21 protein-coding genes, 1 tRNA gene and 1 other RNA gene are annotated in these 19,298 nt (G+C 61.9%); 7 read left to right on the forward strand and 16 right to left on the reverse strand.

Annotation, left to right across the window (positions count from 1 at the left end):
• Positions 1–3: 3 nt before the first annotated feature.
• A complete protein-coding gene (gene orn, locus VJR90_05975) occupies positions 4–564 on the reverse strand; it encodes an oligoribonuclease (GenBank protein HKV97020.1) in 561 nt (186 codons plus the stop codon).
• A 108-nt stretch (positions 565–672) separates the two neighbouring features.
• Here orn and VJR90_05980 point away from each other — a divergent pair, with 108 nt between their 5' ends.
• Positions 673–1,917, forward strand: a complete 1,245-nt coding sequence (locus VJR90_05980) for a M48 family metallopeptidase (protein HKV97021.1) — start codon at positions 673–675, stop codon at positions 1,915–1,917.
• 40 nt (positions 1,918–1,957) lie between these two features.
• On the opposite strand, the gene VJR90_05985 is transcribed toward VJR90_05980, so the two are convergent.
• The 9 genes from VJR90_05985 to dapA all read right to left on the reverse strand — a co-directional run bounded on the left by VJR90_05985 (position 1,958) and on the right by dapA (position 8,008).
• Positions 1,958–2,302, reverse strand: a complete 345-nt coding sequence (locus tag VJR90_05985; protein ID HKV97022.1) for a histidine triad nucleotide-binding protein — start codon at positions 2,300–2,302, stop codon at positions 1,958–1,960.
• A gap of 9 nt (positions 2,303–2,311) precedes the next feature.
• On the reverse strand, positions 2,312–3,133 hold the full coding sequence (locus tag VJR90_05990) for an FkbM family methyltransferase (protein HKV97023.1): 822 nt from the start codon (positions 3,131–3,133) through the stop codon (positions 2,312–2,314).
• A gap of 19 nt (positions 3,134–3,152) precedes the next feature.
• Positions 3,153–3,752 (reverse strand): recombination mediator RecR, encoded by a 600-nt coding sequence (gene recR, locus VJR90_05995; protein HKV97024.1) that lies wholly within the window; start codon positions 3,750–3,752, stop codon positions 3,153–3,155.
• A 4-nt stretch (positions 3,753–3,756) separates the two neighbouring features.
• Positions 3,757–4,083, reverse strand: a complete 327-nt coding sequence (locus VJR90_06000) for a YbaB/EbfC family nucleoid-associated protein (GenBank protein HKV97025.1) — start codon at positions 4,081–4,083, stop codon at positions 3,757–3,759.
• 13 nt (positions 4,084–4,096) lie between these two features.
• The gene (gene dnaX / locus VJR90_06005) at positions 4,097–5,668 is read right to left on the reverse strand and encodes a DNA polymerase III subunit gamma/tau (protein ID HKV97026.1); all 1,572 of its coding nucleotides are present in this window, start codon (positions 5,666–5,668) and stop codon (positions 4,097–4,099) included.
• A 99-nt stretch (positions 5,669–5,767) separates the two neighbouring features.
• Positions 5,768–5,863, reverse strand: an RNA gene (ffs, locus tag VJR90_06010) — signal recognition particle sRNA small type.
• A 498-nt stretch (positions 5,864–6,361) separates the two neighbouring features.
• Positions 6,362–6,452, reverse strand: a tRNA-Ser gene (locus VJR90_06015).
• Positions 6,453–6,670: 218 nt separating this feature from the next.
• On the reverse strand, positions 6,671–7,099 hold the full coding sequence (locus tag VJR90_06020) for a hypothetical protein (GenBank protein HKV97027.1): 429 nt from the start codon (positions 7,097–7,099) through the stop codon (positions 6,671–6,673).
• A gap of 33 nt (positions 7,100–7,132) precedes the next feature.
• On the reverse strand, positions 7,133–8,008 hold the full coding sequence (gene dapA / locus VJR90_06025; GenBank protein HKV97028.1) for a 4-hydroxy-tetrahydrodipicolinate synthase: 876 nt from the start codon (positions 8,006–8,008) through the stop codon (positions 7,133–7,135).
• A gap of 130 nt (positions 8,009–8,138) precedes the next feature.
• Here dapA and VJR90_06030 point away from each other — a divergent pair, with 130 nt between their 5' ends.
• The 6 genes from VJR90_06030 to VJR90_06055 all read left to right on the forward strand — a co-directional run bounded on the left by VJR90_06030 (position 8,139) and on the right by VJR90_06055 (position 14,848).
• Entirely contained in the window at positions 8,139–8,675 is a 537-nt protein-coding gene (locus VJR90_06030; protein ID HKV97029.1) for an ACT domain-containing protein, read from the forward strand.
• Positions 8,676–8,701: 26 nt separating this feature from the next.
• Complete coding sequence (locus VJR90_06035; protein HKV97030.1) at positions 8,702–9,172, forward strand: peroxiredoxin; 471 nt, start codon at positions 8,702–8,704, stop codon at positions 9,170–9,172.
• Positions 9,150–10,613, forward strand: a complete 1,464-nt coding sequence (locus VJR90_06040; GenBank protein HKV97031.1) for a PhoH family protein — start codon at positions 9,150–9,152, stop codon at positions 10,611–10,613. The genes VJR90_06035 and VJR90_06040 overlap by 23 nt, the downstream gene beginning before the upstream one ends.
• 90 nt (positions 10,614–10,703) lie before the next feature.
• Entirely contained in the window at positions 10,704–12,107 is a 1,404-nt protein-coding gene (locus VJR90_06045) for an outer membrane protein transport protein (protein HKV97032.1), read from the forward strand.
• 402 nt (positions 12,108–12,509) lie between these two features.
• A complete protein-coding gene (locus VJR90_06050; GenBank protein ID HKV97033.1) occupies positions 12,510–13,904 on the forward strand; it encodes a M48 family metalloprotease in 1,395 nt (464 codons plus the stop codon).
• A gap of 62 nt (positions 13,905–13,966) precedes the next feature.
• Positions 13,967–14,848 (forward strand): VacJ family lipoprotein, encoded by an 882-nt coding sequence (locus tag VJR90_06055; protein HKV97034.1) that lies wholly within the window; start codon positions 13,967–13,969, stop codon positions 14,846–14,848.
• Positions 14,849–14,886: 38 nt separating this feature from the next.
• On the opposite strand, the gene VJR90_06060 is transcribed toward VJR90_06055, so the two are convergent.
• The 6 genes from VJR90_06060 to VJR90_06085 all read right to left on the reverse strand — a co-directional run bounded on the left by VJR90_06060 (position 14,887) and on the right by VJR90_06085 (position 19,123).
• Entirely contained in the window at positions 14,887–15,192 is a 306-nt protein-coding gene (locus VJR90_06060) for an STAS domain-containing protein (protein HKV97035.1), read from the reverse strand.
• A complete protein-coding gene (locus tag VJR90_06065; GenBank protein HKV97036.1) occupies positions 15,192–15,845 on the reverse strand; it encodes an ABC transporter substrate-binding protein in 654 nt (217 codons plus the stop codon). Before VJR90_06065 ends, VJR90_06060 begins: the two co-directional genes overlap by 1 nt.
• The gene (gene mlaD / locus VJR90_06070) at positions 15,842–16,315 is read right to left on the reverse strand and encodes an outer membrane lipid asymmetry maintenance protein MlaD (GenBank protein ID HKV97037.1); all 474 of its coding nucleotides are present in this window, start codon (positions 16,313–16,315) and stop codon (positions 15,842–15,844) included. Before mlaD ends, VJR90_06065 begins: the two co-directional genes overlap by 4 nt.
• A gap of 2 nt (positions 16,316–16,317) precedes the next feature.
• Positions 16,318–17,097, reverse strand: a complete 780-nt coding sequence (mlaE, locus tag VJR90_06075; protein ID HKV97038.1) for a lipid asymmetry maintenance ABC transporter permease subunit MlaE — start codon at positions 17,095–17,097, stop codon at positions 16,318–16,320.
• Positions 17,097–17,921 carry an ATP-binding cassette domain-containing protein gene (locus VJR90_06080; protein HKV97039.1) on the reverse strand — a complete coding sequence of 275 codons (825 nt, stop codon included), beginning with the start codon at positions 17,919–17,921 and terminating at the stop codon, positions 17,097–17,099. Before VJR90_06080 ends, mlaE begins: the two co-directional genes overlap by 1 nt.
• A 182-nt stretch (positions 17,922–18,103) precedes the next feature.
• Positions 18,104–19,123 (reverse strand): class I fructose-bisphosphate aldolase, encoded by a 1,020-nt coding sequence (locus VJR90_06085; protein ID HKV97040.1) that lies wholly within the window; start codon positions 19,121–19,123, stop codon positions 18,104–18,106.
• Positions 19,124–19,298: the final 175 nt, after the last annotated feature.

A 19,298-nucleotide genomic window follows, 5' to 3' on the forward strand; every position in this document is an offset into this window, starting at 1 on the left:
GGCTCAGGATCCGAGAAATTCCGCACGCAGCAGGCGCTCGCGGTAATACCTGAGTTCAGCCACGGAATCGCGGATGTCGTCGAGCGCTAGATGGGTGGATTCCTTGGTAAAGCCTTCCGCCAGTCCCGGAGCCCAGCGCTTTGCGAGTTCCTTGAGCGTGCTCACATCCAGGTTGCGGTAATGGAAGAATTTTTCCAGCTCCGGCATGTAGTGCGCCAGAAAACGCCGGTCCTGGCAGATGCTGTTGCCACACATGGGCGTGGCGTTGGGCGGCAGATGCAGGCGCACAAACGCCAACGTCAGGCGTTCGGCTTCGGCTTCGCTCACGCGGCTGGCGCGTACCCGCGCGGTCAGGCCCGAGCGGCCATGCTGGTGGGTACACCACTCGCCCATCGCGGCCAGCGCCGCGTCGCTCTGGTGCACCGCAACGACCGGCCCCTCGGCCAGCAGGTTCAGCTGCTTGTCGGTAACCAGCGTGGCAATTTCCAGAATCCGGTCGCGCTCCGGATCCAGACCGGTCATTTCCAGATCCAGCCACACCAGATTTTCGGCATTCAACGCCATGACCCTACCTTGGTCGGCACGCAGGCTTCAGTCTAAACCTGCACGGCAATTCTGCCCACCCGCGCGGTCGCGTACAATGCACGTCCCGCTTTTTTTCCCCGGCTACGCATGAACGCCCTCACTATAATATTCGTCGTCGCGCTGGCACTGTCCGCGGCGCTGCGCGCCTGGCTGACAGGCCGTCAGATCCTCTACGTGCACGGCCACCGGGAAAACGTACCCGCGGTCTTCGCGGCCAGCATCGGTCAGGAGCAGCATCAAAAAGCCGCGGACTACACCGTCGCCAAGTGCCGCTTCGGCCTGCTGGGTACGGCGCTCGAACCGGTGCTGGCTCTGCTCTGGACCCTGGGCGGCGGCTTGACGCTGCTCGACAGCACCTGGCGCAACCTGAGTCTGGATGTGCTCAGCGCCGGTGTCGCGGTCATCGGCAGTTACGTGTTGATCAACGCACTGATCGCGCTGCCGCTCGGCGCCTACGCCACCTTCGGCATTGAAGCGCGCTTCGGTTTCAATCGCACCACGCTCAAGACCTATGCGCTCGATCATCTCAAGATGCTGTTGCTCGGCATAGCGCTCGGCGTGCCGTTGCTGTACGCCGTACTGTTCCTCATGCAGCGCACGGGTCGCCTGTGGTGGCTGTATGCGTGGCTGCTGTGGATGGCATTCAGCCTGCTGATTACCTGGGCCTGGCCGGTGCTGATTGCGCCGTTGTTCAACAAGTTCGCGCCGCTCGCCGATGCCGACCTTAAGCAGCGCATCGAAGCCTTGGTGACGCGCTGCGGCTTCACCAGCCGCGGCGTATTCGTGATGGACGGTTCGGCGCGCTCCGCGCACGGCAACGCGTATTTCACCGGCCTTGGCCGCCACAAACGCATCGTGTTTTTCGACACGCTCATGGACAAACTCGATGCTGGGGAAATCGAGGCGGTGCTCGCGCATGAACTCGGTCATTTTCGCCTGCATCACGTGGCTCAACGCTTGTGGGTAAGCGCCGTACTGAGCCTCGCGGGACTGGCGGCGCTCGGCTGGCTCGTGTCGCAGCCATGGTTTTATGCGGGCCTGGGGGTGCACATGCCATCGGCGCACATGGCGCTGTTGTTGTTCACGCTGCTGGCGCCGCCGTTCCTGCTGCTGCTGGAACCCGCGAGCTCGGCGTGGTCACGGCAGCATGAATACCAGGCGGATGCCTATGCGGCCAGCCAGGTAAACGGCAGCGCGCTGGCGCAGGCGCTGGTGAAACTCTATCGCGACAACGCCTCCACACTCACGCCCGACCCTTGGCACTCGGCGTTCCACGATTCGCATCCGCCCGCCCTGGCGCGCATCACGGCGCTGCAAGTGCTAACCCGTTGATTCCGATCAGACGCAGCGGAACGTCCGGATGATAACCGCCTCAGCCGGGCGGCCAAGTCATGAGGCGTCCGCCGAGCAGATGCAGATGGATGTGGAACACCGTCTGCCCGGCGCCACGATTGCAGTTCATCACCAGCCGGTAGCCGGATTCCGCGAGCTTTCGGTCCTGCGCGATATGACACGCCGCCAGCACCAGTTTGCCGAGCAGCGGCCCGTCAGCGTCGCCGACCTCGTTGAGCGTGGCAATGTGCCGGCGCGGCACCACCAGAATGTGCGTCGGCGCCTGCGGATTGATGTCATGGAAGGCAATAAGTTCGTCGGTTTCCATGACCATGCGCGGCTGGATTTCGCCGCGCACCATCTTGCAGAACAGACAATCGTTCATGGGCGCCTCTCATCGGCCCGCGGCCGGCACGGCGAACACGTCGTAATGCCGCCATCGGTCGGCATCGCGTTCCGACAGGACCTCACCACGGTAATTTTCCTCGCTCTCCCATTTGTGCAGCCGGTAACCCAGCGCCTGCAACTCGCGTAGATACTGTACGCGCCGTGCGCTCGGCAGGTGTTTGTAGATTTCAGTCTTGATGAAAGGCCGGTTGCGTTCCAGCAGGCCGCGGATGGATCTCGTCACATCCGGGTCATAGCCTTCGGTGTCGATTTTCACATAGCGTATCTTGCTCAGGGTTTCGGGATACTCGCGCTCCAGATAGCGCAGCAGATTCCGGCCCTGTACGCGCAATTTGAAAAAATGCGCGTGCGTCCATGAACCGATGTCCTTGTGCAATCCGCCATTGCAAAAGCCAGCATCGGAATACTCGAACTCCATCTCGGCATCTTCCGGGGTGGCGGCAAACATCAGCGGCTGAATGTTGGTTTTGCGCTTGTTGAGACCCGCGTTCGCGACCAGCACCTTGTAGACATGGGGATTGGGCTCCAGAGCCAGCACCCCGCCCCGCGCTCCGGCGGCGAGCGCAATCGGCAGCGTGGAATCGCCGGTGTGGGCACCGATATCAATGGCAAAATCCCCTGCGGACAAAAACTCACGGATCGCGTCAACCTGCGCCTGATAGAACTGCTTGGGCTTCTCCTTCGGATGCCGCCAGGCGGCGTATTCAATGGCTCCGTCTTTCTCAAGCTCAAACGTCCGGATGTCAAAACCATATTCCCGGACCGGCGGCTTCAGGCCCAAGCCAAAAAATACTTCCTTCAATTTCACTGCTGTTCCCCACCGCCAGTCAGGCGACGTCGCGCCGGCCGGAAAATGCATGCGACAGCGTGCCGCCATCCACGAATTCGAGCTCGCCGCCCAGCGGCACGCCGTGAGCAATGCGCGTGGCGCGGATGCCGCGGACACGCGCCAGTTCCGCGAGGTAATGCGCAGTGGCTTCCCCTTCGACCGTGGGATTGGTGGCCAGGATCATCTCCGTGATGCCGCCCTGTTCCAGACGCGCCTCCAGTTGTCCCAGGCCCAGCTCCTCGGGACCGATGCCGTCGAGCGGCGACAAATGCCCCATGAGTACAAAATATTTGCCGCCGAAGCTGGTTGCCGCGTCAATCGCATACACGTCGGCCGGAGTCTCGACCACGCACAGCAGACTGTCGTTACGGCGCGTCGACGCGCAGATCTCGCAGACCGGCTTGTCCGTAAGCATGCGGCAGCGCTCGCAGTGGCGCACCCCGGCTACCGCCGCCTCCAGCGCCTTGGCCAGCGCCAGCGCCGCATCGCGCTTGCGCTCCAGCAGATGGAAGCTCATGCGCTGTGCGGACTTCGGTCCCACGCCCGGCAGGCAGCGCAGCGCCTCCATCAGTTGTTGCAGCAGCGGCGTGTATTGCATGCAATCAGAATGGCAGCTTCAGGCCGCCCGGCAACGGCATGCCGGCGGTCAAACCCGCAAAGCGCTCGCGCATGAGAACCTCGAGCTTGTTGACGGCATCATTCATGGCTGCGGCAATCAGATCCTCGAGCATCTCGCGGTCGTCACCCGGCAGTGCGGGATCAATGCGCACGCGCTTGACCTCGTGGCGGCCCGTCATGACCACCTTCACCATGCCGCCACCCGCCTGGCCGGTGACTTCCACCTGCGCCAATTCCTGCTGCGCCTTCTGCATGCCAGCCTGCAACTCCTGGGCCTGCTTCATCAACCCGCCAAGTCCGCCTTTCATCACTGCTTACCTCGGGTCATTCCGACAGCTTCACAAGTTCGGGATTGACCTGCGCCCCAAAGGTCTCGCACAGGTTGCGCACATTGGGATCGGCCGCGATGGCGGCCTGCGCAGCCTGCAGATTTTCCGCCTGACGGCGCGCATCATGCTTGGCCGGCGTATCCAGCTCCGCGTGTACCGCCTGGATGCGGATTTTCAGCGCTTCGCCGTAATGGCGCGAGATGGCTTCCTGCAGGCGCTGGGTCAGCTGCTCGGTGGCGAGATGCGCGTGCGCCGTATCCAGTTCCAGATGCAGGGTATTGGCCTCGCGCTGCCGGTACATGCAGTTGAGCGCCAGTTGCTGTGCGGCACCGCGCAGTTCCAGGGATTCCACCAGTCCAATCCAGTCGGGATCTTTCCAGGTTTGCGCCGGCTTGGGCGCCGAGTTTGGCCGCACTGCCGTGGTCTGCGCGGCGCTGGCTGCAACCGGACGTGCCGCAGGCGCCTCCCTCCGTGCCGGCTCGACCTGAACCGGAATGAACGCCAGCATGCGCAACAAGGTCATTTCGAAACCGCCGCGCGGTGACGGCGCCAGCGCCAGGTCGCGCCTGCCAAACAGGGCGATCTGATAGCAAAGCTGCACTTGTTCAGGCGTAAGCCTACCGCTCAAGATCCGTACCGCCTCATCCGTCCCCATTTCCGCCGGCGCTTCGGGCAGCGCCTGCGCCAGTGCCACGCGCTGCAGGCAGGATGCCATGTCGCCCAGTAGCGTCGCGTAATCGGGAGCCAATTCATCGAGCCTGCTCACGATTTCAAACAGTGTCTTGCCATCCTTGCTGCCAACAGCTTGCAGCAGGGTCAACACGTGGGTTTGCTCGATACTGCCCAGCATGCTGCGTACTTCGTCCGCGCGCAGCGTACCGCCTCCGTACGCGATCGCCTGGTCCAGCAGACTCAAGGCATCACGCAAGCTGCCATCAGCCGCCTGCGCGATCTGCGCAATGGCCGCATCATCCCCCGCAACGCCTTCGGCTTGGAGAATGTGCGCCAAGTGCTTGTGCATCAAGCTCACGGGCAGGCGCTTGAGGTTGAATTGCAGGCAACGGGACAGCACGGTGACCGGCAATTTCTGCGGATCGGTGGTGGCCAGCAGGAATTTCACATGCGGCGGCGGCTCTTCGAGGGTTTTCAGCAGCGCATTGAAAGAATGGCCCGAAAGCATGTGCACTTCGTCTATCAGGTACACCTTGTAACGTCCGCGGCTCGGCGCGTATTGCACGTTGTCCAGCAACTCGCGGGTATCATCCACCTTGGTGCGCGAAGCCGCGTCCACCTCGATCAGATCCACGAAGCGTCCGGCCTCGATTTCCCGGCAGGCGCTGCATTCGCCGCACGGGTGCGAACTCACGCCCTGCTCGCAGTTCAGGCACTTGGCAAGAATGCGCGCGAGCGTGGTCTTGCCTACGCCGCGGGTCCCCGCAAACAGGAAAGCATGGTGAAGGCGATTGTGGTCAAGCGCATTGATCAACGCCTTGAGCACATGTTCCTGACCGACCATTTCCGCGAAATTGCGCGGCCGCCACTTTCTTGCCAACACCTGATACGACATGGGGAGCGAAGCTTGCCGGATGATTGCGCACTGCGCGCGGGCGACTACTTTACCAGACGGCGTTGACTGCCAGCAGAACCATGAATTCAGGGTGACAGCCTGCGCCAGCCTTGCCCAGCGCACGAGTTCACTGCTGCCGCTGCTCCCTCTCGGGCCTGACGGGGTTCACAGCTTGCCGTCGCGGAGTTGCCGGCACAGGCCGCCACCAAAACATTGTATGCGCGGATGCGCCGGTGAAGTCTTGAGTTTGAAAAAAGATGGGAGAGCGCGAGCCTTGCAGATTCACCACGGAGAGGGCGAGCCGGGTGAATCCAGCGAACCGCCGGTGGCGGTTCGATCCCGGCGAGCGCAAGGCATGGATGCCGAGCTGGGGGCTTACATGGATGTACTGTGCTGCGCGCACAGGCCAAGCGCTAACGCGTAAACTGGCGGAGAGGACGAAATTGCTCACCCCATTCCTGGGGCTCGCCACTGTGCGGCCCGCGTTGCGCGCCGTTCAAAATCAGTTCCAGGCTCGGCAATCCCTGCCGCGCCAGGAACTCCAGGGTTTGCCGTCCTGACAAACCCGTTCGGCGCGTTGCGCCGAACCCCGGCGATTTTGTCGAACCGGACCAATCACAACATCGCGGGTTCGAACCCCGCCCGCGCGCCTCTTGCGACGCCGGCGGATAATTTGGCAAGCACTCTACAATTTGGCGGAGAGGGCGGGATTCGAACCCGCGATACGCTTTAGACGTATACACGATTTCCAGTCGTGCTCCTTAGACCGCTCGGACACCTCTCCGAAATCTTCAATATCAAAAGCGCACCCCATAACCATCCCTGGTGGGTACACCGGCCCAGCCCTCCATGGCTGTGCGTTCGTGTGGATTGGAATGCCGCTGGCATTCCGATAAAGACACCACCCTTACCCGCTCGGACACCTCTCCGAAATTCAAATGGCTGCACACGTGCATCACTACCAATCATCTGGCGCGCGCATGTGCAAAAAGGCGCGGCAGGCTACTGCATGCCGCCGGTGACCGCAAGCAATTGCCCGGCCTTGGTGGCCGTACCGGCGGCAGGCGCCGGTGTCTGGCCCGAATTCGCCGGTTTTGCCGGCACCGGAACGCCCTGCGCGGGTGCACTCTGGATTCCGGCCGGCGCCTGTTGCGCTGCGGGTTTGGCAGAATTGCCCACTGGCACGACTTGCGGCGGATAAATCAGGCACACGCCCTTGGCATCACGCTCCGGATGCTTGCCAGTCACGGGCGTAACACTGGCGACGACGTAGGCCGGATCCGGTGTGGGTATGGTCAATCCTTCGGGAGCCTTGAGCGCCGGCTGGCTGGGGCTGTTGATGTAGGGATGCGGATCGCCGCAACCCAGGCTGCTGCAGCCTGCCACCATCATGGTCAGCAGCAGAGATACGCCGGTAAAAATTCTAAACATGTTTTTGCCGTCCCGAGTCATGCGGATGTCGAACTACAGCGCGCCCACGGAGCGCAACGCGTCGCGCACCGCGGCGTGATGTCCCGGCACCAATGGCGTGAGCGGCAGACGAATGCCGGCCGGTGCACGCCCCATTTGCGCCAAAGCCCATTTTACCGGGATGGGATTGCTTTCCACGAACAATTGCCGGTGCAGTGTATCAAGCCGTTGGTTGAGTATCTCGGCCTTGCTGCGCTCGCCGTTGCCAGCCGCCGCACACAAGGCATGCATCAGCTTAGGGGCCACGTTGGCCGTCACCGAAATCACGCCCCGGCCTCCACGCAGCATGAATTCCATGGCCGTGGCATCATCCCCGCTCAGCAGCAGAAATTCCGGACCACAAAGCCGACGGATTTCCTCGAGGCGCTCCAGCTTGCCGGTGGCCTCCTTGATGCCGATGATGTTCGGGATTGCCGCCAGGCGCGCCACGGTTTCGGGCAGCAGGTCCGCAACCGTACGGCTCGGCACGTTGTAAAGGATGATGGGCAGCGATACCGCTGCGGCGATCGCGCGGAAATGCCGATACAGGCCTTCCTGGCTCGGCTTGTTGTAGTACGGCACCACCGCCAGACCGGCGGCGGCACCACGGGTCTGCGCAAGGCGCGCGAGGGCCGTGGCGCGCGCGGTGGAGTTGGAACTGATGCCGGCAATCACCGGAATCCGACCGCCGGCCGCGCGCAAGCAGCAATCCACCACCTGCATCTGCTCCGCGGATTCCAGCGTTGCCGCTTCGCCGGTGGTACCGACTGCCACGATGCCATCCGTGCCCTCGTTCAGATGCCAGCGTACGAGCTCTTCGAGCGCGTCGTAGTCCACCCGGCCGTCGTCGGCCATGGGCGTGATGAGCGCCACTAAGCTGCCGTGAAACATGCCGAACACCGCGGAAAAGCCTATGTTACCGGCATTCCCGCGTTAGGCTCAAGCTGCGCGTGCGGTTGCGCCACACGGCAAACCCGGTACACTGCGCCGCGTGCATTCCAAGCCGGATCGTTCGCCCCGCGTGCGCACAAAACAATTCCTGGCGGTGTCGGTACTCGCGGAAAACCGCCCCGACGTCCTCCATGACATTGCGCGTGCCGTGCAGACCTGTGGCTGCAATATTGCGGAAAGCCGCATGACCGTGCTGGGCAACGAGTTCAGCATGCTGTTGCTGGTGTCCGGTAACTGGAACACCCTGACCAAACTGGAAGACCAGCTCCCCAAGCTGGGCAAGCCCCCGCACTTGACGGTGGCCGCACGCCGCACGGAAGAATGCGCGCCGCGGCACGATCTCATTCCTTACGCGATTGATGCGGTCTGCCTGGATCAACCCGGTATTGTTTTCAATCTGGCGCACTTTTTTGCGGAACGCGAGATCGGCGTTGCCGACCTGGTGACGCGTACCTACCTGGCAGAGCATACCGGGGCACCCATGTTTGCGGTGCAGATGGCGGTGAATATACCCGCCGATCTGCACATCGGCACGCTGCGCGACGAATTCATGGATTTCTGCGATCGTTTGAACCTCGACGCCATTCTCGAGCCCATCAAGGGATGAGGGCATGCTCATACCCGGACTGATCCATGAGTAAAGTTGTGCTCAACAAGCCGGTACCCGACTTCGCGCTGCCAGCTGCCGGCGACAAACAGCTGAGTCTGTCGCAATTTCAGGGCCACAACGTGGTTCTGTATTTCTATCCCAAGGACAACACCAGTGGCTGCACGCTCGAAGCCCAGGAGTTTCGCGGCCATCAGGCAAAGTTCAAAAGACGCAACACGCTGATAGTCGGCGTGTCCTGCGACAGCACGCAATCGCATGACAAATTCCGGCAGAAGTACCGCTTGAAATTCGACCTGTTGAGCGATGCGGACAAGAAGATTTGCAAGCGCTTCGGCGTCTTCAAGCAGAAGAGCCTGTATGGCCGCAAGTTCATGGGTATCGAACGCAGCACCTTCCTGATTGACGCCCGGGGCGTGTTGCGCCGTGAATGGCGCAAAGTCCGCGTCAAGGGGCACGCGCACGAGGTCCTGGATGCCGTCAAGGCGCTCGGCTGATACCTCCGCACGCAGGCAACCGTCCGCAGCCGCGCGGCGGCTGTACGTGCTCGACACCAATGTGCTGATGCACGACCCGACCTGCATTTTCCGCTTTCAGGAGCACGATATTTTCCTGCCCATGGTAGTGCTCGAAGAGCTGGACGCCGGCAAGAAAGGCGTTTCCGAGGCGGCGCGCAATGTACGCCAGGCCAGCCGCTTTCTGGATGAGATGATGCACGCTGCCGGCAAGCCGCAGATTGACCGCGGCCTGCCGATTCCGGGATTGCACCGCGACGCCGGCGCGGCGGCAGTGAGTGAACCGGCGGCGGCCACGGGCAGATTGTTTTTCCAGACCGAGCTCCTGCCCACCCTGCTCCCGGAAACCCTGCCGGGCAACACCGCGGACAATCACATCCTCGGCACCACGCTCGCGCTGCAGCACAAGCACTCCGAGCGCCGCGTAATCCTGGTATCCAAGGACATCAACCTGCGCATCAAGGCGGCGGTGCTCGGCATCCACGCCGAGGACTATTACAACGACAAGGCGCTCGACGACCTGGACCTGCTGTTCAGCGGTGTGCGCGAACTGCCCCAGAATTTCTGGGATGAGCACAGCACCAACATGGAATCCTGGCAACAGGAGGGCCACACCTTTTACCGCATCCAGGGGCCGCAGGTGCGCGGCTGGCATCCCAATGAATTCCTGTACAGCGAGGCCGACAACTTCGAGGCCTTGGTGCGCGAGCTTGACCAGCGCGGCGCGCTCCTCGAATTGACGCGGGATTATCGCGGTGTCCGCCATACCGTGTGGGGCATCAATGCGCGCAACCGCGAACAGAACTTCGCGCTTAACCTGCTGCTTAAGCCGGATGTGGACTTCGTGACGTTGCTGGGAGCCGCCGGCACCGGCAAGACGCTGCTGGCGCTGGCCGCCGGGCTGGCGCAGACGCTGGAACAGAACCGTTATCGCGAAATCATCATGACGCGCGTGACGGTGCCGCTGGGTGAGGACATCGGCTTTCTGCCGGGCACCGAGGAAGAAAAGATGACGCCCTGGATGGGTGCGCTCATGGACAACCTCGAAGTGCTCACGCAGTCAAACGGCGAAGGCGGCGAATGGGGGCGCGCCGCCACTGGCGATTTATTGCGCAACCGCATCAAGATCCGTTCCATGAACTTTATGCGCGGGCGTACTTTCCTGAACCGCTACATCATCGTGGACGAGGCCCAAAATCTCACCCCCAAGCAGTTGAAAGCCCTGGTGACGCGTGCCGGCCCGGGCACCAAGATGATATGCATTGGCAATATTTCCCAGATTGACACGCCGTATCTCACCGAAACCACGTCCGGCCTGACCTTCGTGGTGGACCGCTTCAAGGACTGGCCGCATTCGGGTCACATCACGCTGTTGCGGGGCGAACGCTCGCGGCTGGCGGACTACGCTTCCGAGATTCTGTAAGCCGCACCTCAGGCTGCGGGTACTGACAAGCCCGCGGGCTTGTGCTTAAATCTTGCGATACGAACTGCGTTACCCCACGAGGAGCCGCCGATGAAAAGCCAGCCGGTTTGCAAATGGACCTTGACTGCATGCGCCATCACCATCGCGGTCGCCCTGCCGGGTCTGGCCCGGGCTTCCAACTTTCAGTTGACCGAACAAAGCGTCACCAGCCTGGGCAGCGCGCATGCCGCCGGTGCCGCCTACGCCAGTGATGCCTCCACCATCTGGTACAACCCCGCGGGCCTGACGCGCCTGAATACTCCCGAATTGGACGCCGGCCTGAGCCTGATCCGCGTGGGCTTCAACTTCACGCCCACCACGGCCGTGGACGCTGCCGGCCGGCCGCTCACTGGCAACGACGGCGGCAATCCCGGCAAGCTTGGAGGCGTGCCGTTCATCTATTACTCAACGCCGATCAACGACAAGCTCTCGTTCGGCATCGGCTTTGGTGTGCCATTCGGCCTGGCGACCAGCTACCAGGCCAATTCGATTTTCCGCTATCAGGCAATCTACACCTCGGTCATGGTGTTCAACCTGAATCCCACGCTGGCGTATAAGTTCAACGACAACTGGTCGGCGGGCTTCGGCGTGGATGTCCAGAAAATGGACGTGAAACTCACCAACGACGTAGACTTCGGTGCCGTGTGCTTCGCCCAGGTCAACCCGGTGAACTGCACTGCGATGGGTCTGGTGCCGCAGGGGCATGACGGGTTCTTCCAGGGCACTGCGAGCAATACACACGTGGGCTTCAATTTCGGCGTGTTGTGGCAGGATGACACCACGCGCGTGGGCTTTGCCTACCGCTCGCGCGTCAAGCACAACCTCACGGGCAGCGCCAGTTTCACCAACGTGCCGGCGTTGTTTTCCAGCCAAGGACTGTTCCAGAACCAGGGAATCAGCGCCCAGTTCACCACGCCACAAATCGTATCCTTGAGCCTCTACCAGCAGCTTGATGCCAAGTGGTCGTTGATGGCCGACTGGAGTTATACCGGCTGGAGCAGCTTCCAGAATCTGACCATCAACTTCTCCGATCCCGGTATGCCCGCGACCACCGTCCAGGAAGGGCTCAGCAACAGCAACCGCTTCGCCGTGGGCGCCAACTATCAGTTCAGCGATCAGTGGACCTTCCGCGGTGGCGTGGCCCTGGACAAATCACCGGTACCCAACCCGAGTGCGCCATGCAATACCGTCGCTCCGCCGGCATTCGCCACCTGCAACAATTCTGTCTATGCCAGCCGCACCGCGCGTCTGCCCGACACCGATCGCAAATGGGTAGCCGTCGGCGCCAGCTGGAAAGTCTCGGATCATAGCCAGTGGGATATCGGCTACGCGCACTTGTTCATCAGCAGCCACATCCCCTTCAGCCAGCTGAACGGCAGCAGCGGTGATTACATCAACGGCCAGTTCAAGGGCGACGCCGACATCCTCGGCGTTCAGTACATTTACAGGTTCTGACACCCGCCGGCCCGGGACCTGGCTCCCGTTTGCGGGGGCCGGGCCCGTCCTGTTGGCACGTTTCCTGTCCTGCACAGTCGAACTCCTGGTGCAACCAGAAACGGCGGCTCGCCGTCAGTCGCCGTGCCATAATGGAGTCGACTGAATCAGGCCCGCCGGCGGCGGGCAGCTTGCCGTCATCGCATGCGTAAATCTTTCACTGTGGCATTCCTGGCGACCGTCATCGTCGCAGTCCCGGTTGTTGTCATCAGTGGTCCTGGCTACGCGGCACCCGGCCCGCGTGCGTTACCCAGCCCGCAACCGCCCATACCTTCCACTCCGCCGCCCGGCAGCGCGAGCTCCAGCGCAGCATCCTGGGCCAGCAATGCATCGCGCAGTGATTTCAACCTCCCCCAGATTGGGATGGCCGGCGCCAACGTGCTGTCGCCGCAGCAGGAATACCAGATTGGTGTGGAGATCATGAACCAGGCGCGCGGTGAAGGCGCGATTCTGGACGATCCGCTGGTGCACGAATACATCGACAACTTGGGACATGACCTATCGTCACACAGCGATGATCCGACCCTGCACTTCGAATACTTCGTGCTCAATGACCCGGAGATCAACGCTGTAACCCTGCCCGGCGGGTTCATCGGCGTGAACAGCGGATTGATCCTGGCCACTGACAATGAAGATGAGCTGGCGGGCGTCATGGCCCATGAAACCAGCCACGTGACCCAGCGGCACATCGCGCGTACTGTGGAGGACCAAAGCAACCGCAGCCTGCTCAACATCGCCACCCTGCTGGGCGCGATTCTCGTGGCCGCCAGTTCCGGCGACCCGGATGTCGCCTACGGAGCGATGGCAACCGCCCAAGGCGCGATTATCCAGCACCAGATCACCTTCACGCGCGCGCAGGAAGAAGAGGCGGATCGCGTGGGCATTCAGACGCTGGCACGCGCCGGGTTTCCGCCCCAGGGAATGATCGAGTTTTTCCAGAAGATGATGCAAAGCTCGGCGCTCAACGGCTACGACTACATTCCGGAATTTCTGCTCGATCACCCCCAGGACTCGACCCGCATGGCGTATCTGATGGAGCGTGCCGATGACCTGCACGTGCCGCCGCGCCCCAACACCCGCAGCTACGCCATCATGAAAGCGCGCGTGCGGGTGCTGGAAAGCAATGATCCGGAAAATCTGGTGGCCTTTTTCAACGGCGCCATCAACAGCCGGCACGGATGGGATCTGGACGCAGCGCGTTATGGTTTGGCGCTCACCTATTCCCGCGTCAATCGCGGTGCCGATGCGATCAAACTGATGCAGCAGCTGTGTGACAAATACGACGACGTTGTGGCTTTCCGCATCGGCCTGGCGGACGCGCAAATGGCGGCGAGCGACATGTCCGCGGCCAAAGCCACTTACCAGCGGGCCATGCAGCTGTTTCCTGACAGCCTGCCGCTGACGCTCAGCTATGCGCGCGACCTTATCGAAGCCAATCAACCGCGCAACGCCATCAATCTGCTGATTTCGCTTTCGGTACAGACCAACAACAAGCCCGCGGTGTTGCGCATGCTCGCCAAGGCTTACGAACATGCCGGCAACAGCGCCGAATCGCACTACTACATGTCCGAGTACTATTACACCACCGGCCTGCCCGCGGCCGCCGCCGACCAATTGCACATCGCATTGGCCACGCCCGGAATCGACGGCATGCAGCGTCAACGCTATCAGGCGAGATTGGAACGGCTGCAGGCGTGGGCCAAGGCAAACCGGCAGTCGCTCAAACCCGCAAACAACCCCAACTCACCGGGCTCGTGAGCACTGGCCCGGACGTGCCGAGCTGTTAGGATAGGCGCCGGCACCGTTTGGCCGGAGTACCCATGCGCCAGAGCTGTTACCGCCACAGGCGGCTGGGTCCACGGCTGTGTCTCGCCGCGACGCTGGCGCTGCTCGCGGCCTGCGCCTCGGCGCCCCCGGACTACACCACGCAGGTCAAGGATCCCTGGGAGAAGCTCAACCGCGTCACCTATGCGTTCAATGACACGCTCGACAAGGCCGTGGCCCGGCCGGTCGCCAGGCAATACGTGCGCGCGGTACCGCTGCCGACGCGCAACGGCATCCACAATTTCCTGAGCAACCTGGGTGAACCCGTCACCATCCTGAATGACCTGCTGCAGGGCCGCATCGGACAGACCTTCAAGGACAGCGCGCGCTTCGTGGTGAACTCCACCGTGGGCGTGGCGGGGTGGTTCGACGTCGCCAAACACCTGGATCTATCGCAACACGACGCGGACTTGGGCGAAACCCTGGCACATTGGGGCGTGCCGGCAGGACCGTACGTGGTGATCCCGTTTCTCGGGCCGAGCGACTTACGCGACGGTCTGAGCCTGTATCCGAATTACCACGCCAACCCCCTCACCAACAACATGCAGGCGCGTTATCGCAATGCCGGCACACTCAGCAACGCCATCGACACGCGTGCCGGGCTGCTGGATCTCGACAGCACGCTCGACAGCGCCTTTGACCCCTACACCTTCGTGCGCGATGCCTGGATACAGCACCGGCGCTTCCAGCTGTATAACGGCAATCCGCCCGCCCAGTTTCCCGATTATCCCGATCTGCCGCCGGACGACTCCGATCAAGGCGCCGCACCCGCCGCCGGCACCTTGACCGCACCGCCTGCGGCTAGCACCCACGAGCCGGCAGCCAAGCCGTCGGCCTCGTCCGCACCGTCCAATGCGCCAAACAAAAATGGCGGGTGAATCCCGCCATGTGTTGCACCCGTGGGTTGTGCGCGGTCTCAGACGACCACGGGCAGCATGCTTTCCACGTCGCTGATACGCGCAATCGCCATGACCTGTTCGGGCACCTGCAGAAAGTTCAGCACGCACTTGCTGCGGCGTGCGCGGCTCACCCATTCAATCAGCAGCGCCACCCCGGCGCTGTCGGCGCCGGTCACGCCCGACAGGTCCAGCTTCAGCGCATGATAGTCGCTGAACAATTTCTGGCTGGCGTCCAGCGCCGCCACCACCGTATCGAAGCCGAGCCGGCCCTCCACACGAAACCGGCCGCCGCCCAGGTCTTCAAATTTCACCGCTGCAGCCATCAGGAGCCGCTTGCCTTGGCAGGTGGTTTTGCGGCGTCGGCCTTCAGGCGTGCAATCAGGGCATCCAGGCCTTTTTGATCGATCTCGGGGCCAAACTGATTGCGGTAATTGAGCACATAGGACACGCCCTCGATGCTCACGTCAAATGCTTTCCAGCCCTGCGGGGTACGCACCATGGCGTAATCCACCTGCAACGGTGGGGCATTCGGACGCAACACCTGAGTGCGCACCATGGCACGGGTATCCCTGGCACTGCCGCGCCACGGGTCCACTTTGAGATTGCGCGTCGAGTAATTGCCATGTAGCAAACCGTTCGCGTAGCTGTTTATCAAGAAGCGGTAAAAGGCATCCTCAAATGCCTTGCGTTGCGCCGGCGTGGCGGTGCGCCAATGCAGTGCCAGTACCAGTCGCGATGCGTAATCAAAGTCGAAATGTGGCAACAACACCTTACCAACCATGGCATAGAGTTTTTCGGGATCCCGGGTATATTCAGCCCGGTTGCTATCGACTTGCGTGAGAATGTCCTGGGCAGTTTGCTGGATGACCTGATCGGGCGGCAGCGCGGGCGCACTGGAATTCGCCGCCTGCGACATGGCCGCCAGGCATAGGGTCATGGCCAGAACGCTTGCACCGAAACGAGCTATACGCATCATGGCTTGCCTCCTGACGCCGCCTTGTTGAACAGGAACTGACCAATCAGGCTTTCCAGAATAATGGCCGGCTGTGTGAACTGGATTTTACTGCCGTTCTTGAGAAAGGTCTCCGCGCCGCCGGGGCTCAGGCCCACGTACTGCTCGCCCAGCAGACCGGAGGTGAGAATGGCGGCCGTGGAATCGTCGGGAATCTCATTGAAATTGCTACCGATGCGCATGGTGACCAACGCGTTGAAAGTCCGCGGATCCAGGCGGATCGCAGTCACCCTGCCCACATCGACACCTGCCATGGTCACCGGCGCGCGTACCTTGAGTCCGCCGACATTCGTGAACGTTGCGGTCACCTCATAGCCGCCGGTGTCGCCATAGGCCTTGATGTTGGTGGTCTGGGTGGCAAGGAAAAACAAGGCACAGAAGCCCAGAATGATGAACAGGCCCGTGCTGATCTCGATACTGCGCGTTTGCCGCATGGTTAAACTCCGTGAATCATGAATGCCGTGAGCAGATAATCCAGGACCAGCACCGCCAGCGCGCTGTTGACCACGGTGCGCGTGGTCGCGCGGCTCACGCCCTCGGCGGTAGGATGCGAATAATAGCCTTCATATACGGCCAGCAGACTGCACGCGCCGCCGAACACGATGCTCTTGATGAAACCGCCGACCACGTCGTCCCACACGTCCACGTTGACGCGCATCTGCGACCAGAATGCGCCCGAGTCCACGCCCATGAAGGACACGCCGATAACGAAGCCGCCGAGGATACCCACGGCGCTGAAGATCATGGTGAGCAAGGGTACCGACACGGCGCCGGCCAGGAAGCGCGGCACGACCACACGCCGCACCGGATCAACCGCCATCATTTCCATGCCAGCGATCTGTTCGGTGGCACGCATCAACCCGATTTCGGAGGTGAGCGCGGTACCGGCGCGTCCTGCGAACAGCAGCGCGGTCACCACCGGCGCCAACTCACGCAGCAGCGACAGCGCCACCAGCGTACCGAGTGCCGAGGTTGCGGCGAATTTCGACAAGGTGTTGTAACCCTGCAGTCCCATCACCATGCCGACGAAAAATCCGGATACCATGATGAGCACCAGTGACATGGCACCCACGGAATAGATCTGCTGCCAGATGATGCGCCAGCGCAGTAACGCGCTCGGCACGTAGCGCAGAATGCGAAACAGGAACAACCAGCACGCGCCCAGTCCCTGCAGGAAGCCCAGCAGGATGTAATACAACTCACGGAGCAGACGCATCAGGCGCGCTCCTCGCCGAGCAGTTGCGCGGCATAGTCCGGCGCCGGGTAGTGAAACGGCACCGGTCCATCCGCCAGGCCCTTCATGAACTGCCGCACCCAGGCGGATTTGTTCTGCTCCAGCTCCCGCGGCGTGCCATAGGCAACCACCTTGCCGTTGGAAATCAGGTAACTCTGGTCGGACACTGCGCTCACCTCGTCCACATCGTGCGACACGATGATGCTGGTGAGTCCCAGACTGTCATTCAGGCGCCGGATCAGGCGCACAATCACGCCCATGGAAATGGGATCGAGCCCCGCAAACGGCTCATCGTAAAAAATGATTTTGGGATCCATGGCGATAGCACGCGCCAAGGCCACACGCCGCGCCATCCCGCCGGAAAGTTCCACCGGCATCAGTTGCGCTGCACCCCGCAGACCCACCGCCTGCAATTTCATCAGCACGATGTGGCGGATCAGGCTTTCCGGCAGGCGCGTATGCTCGCGCAGCGGAAACGCCACGTTCTCGTACACCGTGTTGTCGGTAAACAGCGCGCCGTTCTGGAACAGGAAACCCATCTGCTTGCGCAACTCATAAAGCTCATTTGCGGTAAGGCGTGCCATGTTCTTGCCTTCCACCAGCACCCGACCACGATCCGCCAGCACCTGCCCGGTCATGATGCGCAGCAGCGTGGTTTTACCGGTACCGGACGGTCCCATGATGGCGGTGACCTTGCCGCGCTGGATGCTGATGTTCAGCCGGTCAAAAATGACTTTTTCACCGACCCGATAGCGCAGGCCGGTGATATCCACCACATTGTTGTCGTCGCGTTCGGCGTTCGCCATGAGCGGTCCCTTCCCGTCTGGGTATCCCAACATTTTCGGTATTGGACTGGACAGTCCAGTCTAAATCTCCTACGGGACTCGAATCAAATGTCCAGCATCGTTGCCTTGCGACGGGGCGGCCATAAATCGCAAGGCGGCTGAAAAGTCACATGTTCGACACCGTGCCAGCCCACCATCGGCCTTCAGGCGGCTTTTTCCATGTGAGGTGTGTAGGCGCCCGCGCAAGCCGCGCTGTTCAGCTGGGCGCGGCGGATAAAGGCTTTCTGGCTTGCGGCCACGTTGGCGGCCTGCCCCTTCCAAGCCTCCAGTGCCGGGGTTTGCAGCGCCCGCGCGTACGAAAAGCTCAATTTCCACGGGGCCGGCCCGAGCGCATTCATGGCACTCAGATGCGCGGTGGCAAGCTCCGCACTCTGCCCGCCGGACAGGAACATGATTCCGGGCACCGCCGCCGGTACCCTCTGTTTGAGTACACGCAGCGTTTCGGCTGCAACCTTTCCGACCGCGGCCTGCTGCGCGCATTGCATGCCGCTGACGATCATGTTCGGTTTCAGGATCATGCCCTCGAGAGCAATGCGGTGTATGTCGAGTTCATCAAACACCGCCTTGAGCGCCGTCAGCGACACCTCGGCGCAGCTCTCGATGGTGTGCTCGCCGTCCATCAGCACTTCCGGTTCCACAACGGGCACCAAACCGGCTTCCTGACAGAGCGCCGCATACCGCGCCAGTGCCTGGGCATTGGCGCGCAGGCAATATTCAGAGGGGGTACCCGCACCAATCTCAATGACGGCACGCCATTTTGCGAAGCGAGCCCCCAAAGCGTGATACTCCTGGAGCCGCTCGCGCAGGCCATCCAACCCCTCCGTGACCTTCTCTTCCGGGCTACCGGCCAGCGGCTTCGCGCCCTTGTCCACCTTGATCCCCGGCACGATCCCGAGCTTCGCCAGATACTCGGCAAACGGTACGCCCGCACTGGTCTTCTGGCGGATGGTCTCGTCATACATAATCACGCCACTGATGAATTTCTCCACACCCGGGGCGGTAAACAACATTTCCCGATACGCCCTCCGGGTGTCCTCAGTGGATACCACGCCCACAGATTTGAAGCGCTTTTCGATGGTTCCCGCACTCTCGTCGGCCGCGAGCAGGCCGCGATGGTTAGCGATCATCTGCCCCGCCGTCTTTGTCAATTCCTTCAAATTCATGGGACTGTCACCTCTATCGCATAACTCACATTAACCATGGCTTCGATACCGCGGCAGCTCTGGTCAGACGCGAGAAGCGCGGGCAATTTTATCAGACAGCGGAGTGGCACACAGCTCGAATGCGGCGGGTGCTGGATCCGCGCGGCGCTTGCCGGAGCTCGGCGGACTTGATAGG

The organism is Gammaproteobacteria bacterium, from assembly GCA_035279405.1.
Classification (GTDB): Bacteria; Pseudomonadota; Gammaproteobacteria; order Natronospirales; family REEB76; genus REEB76.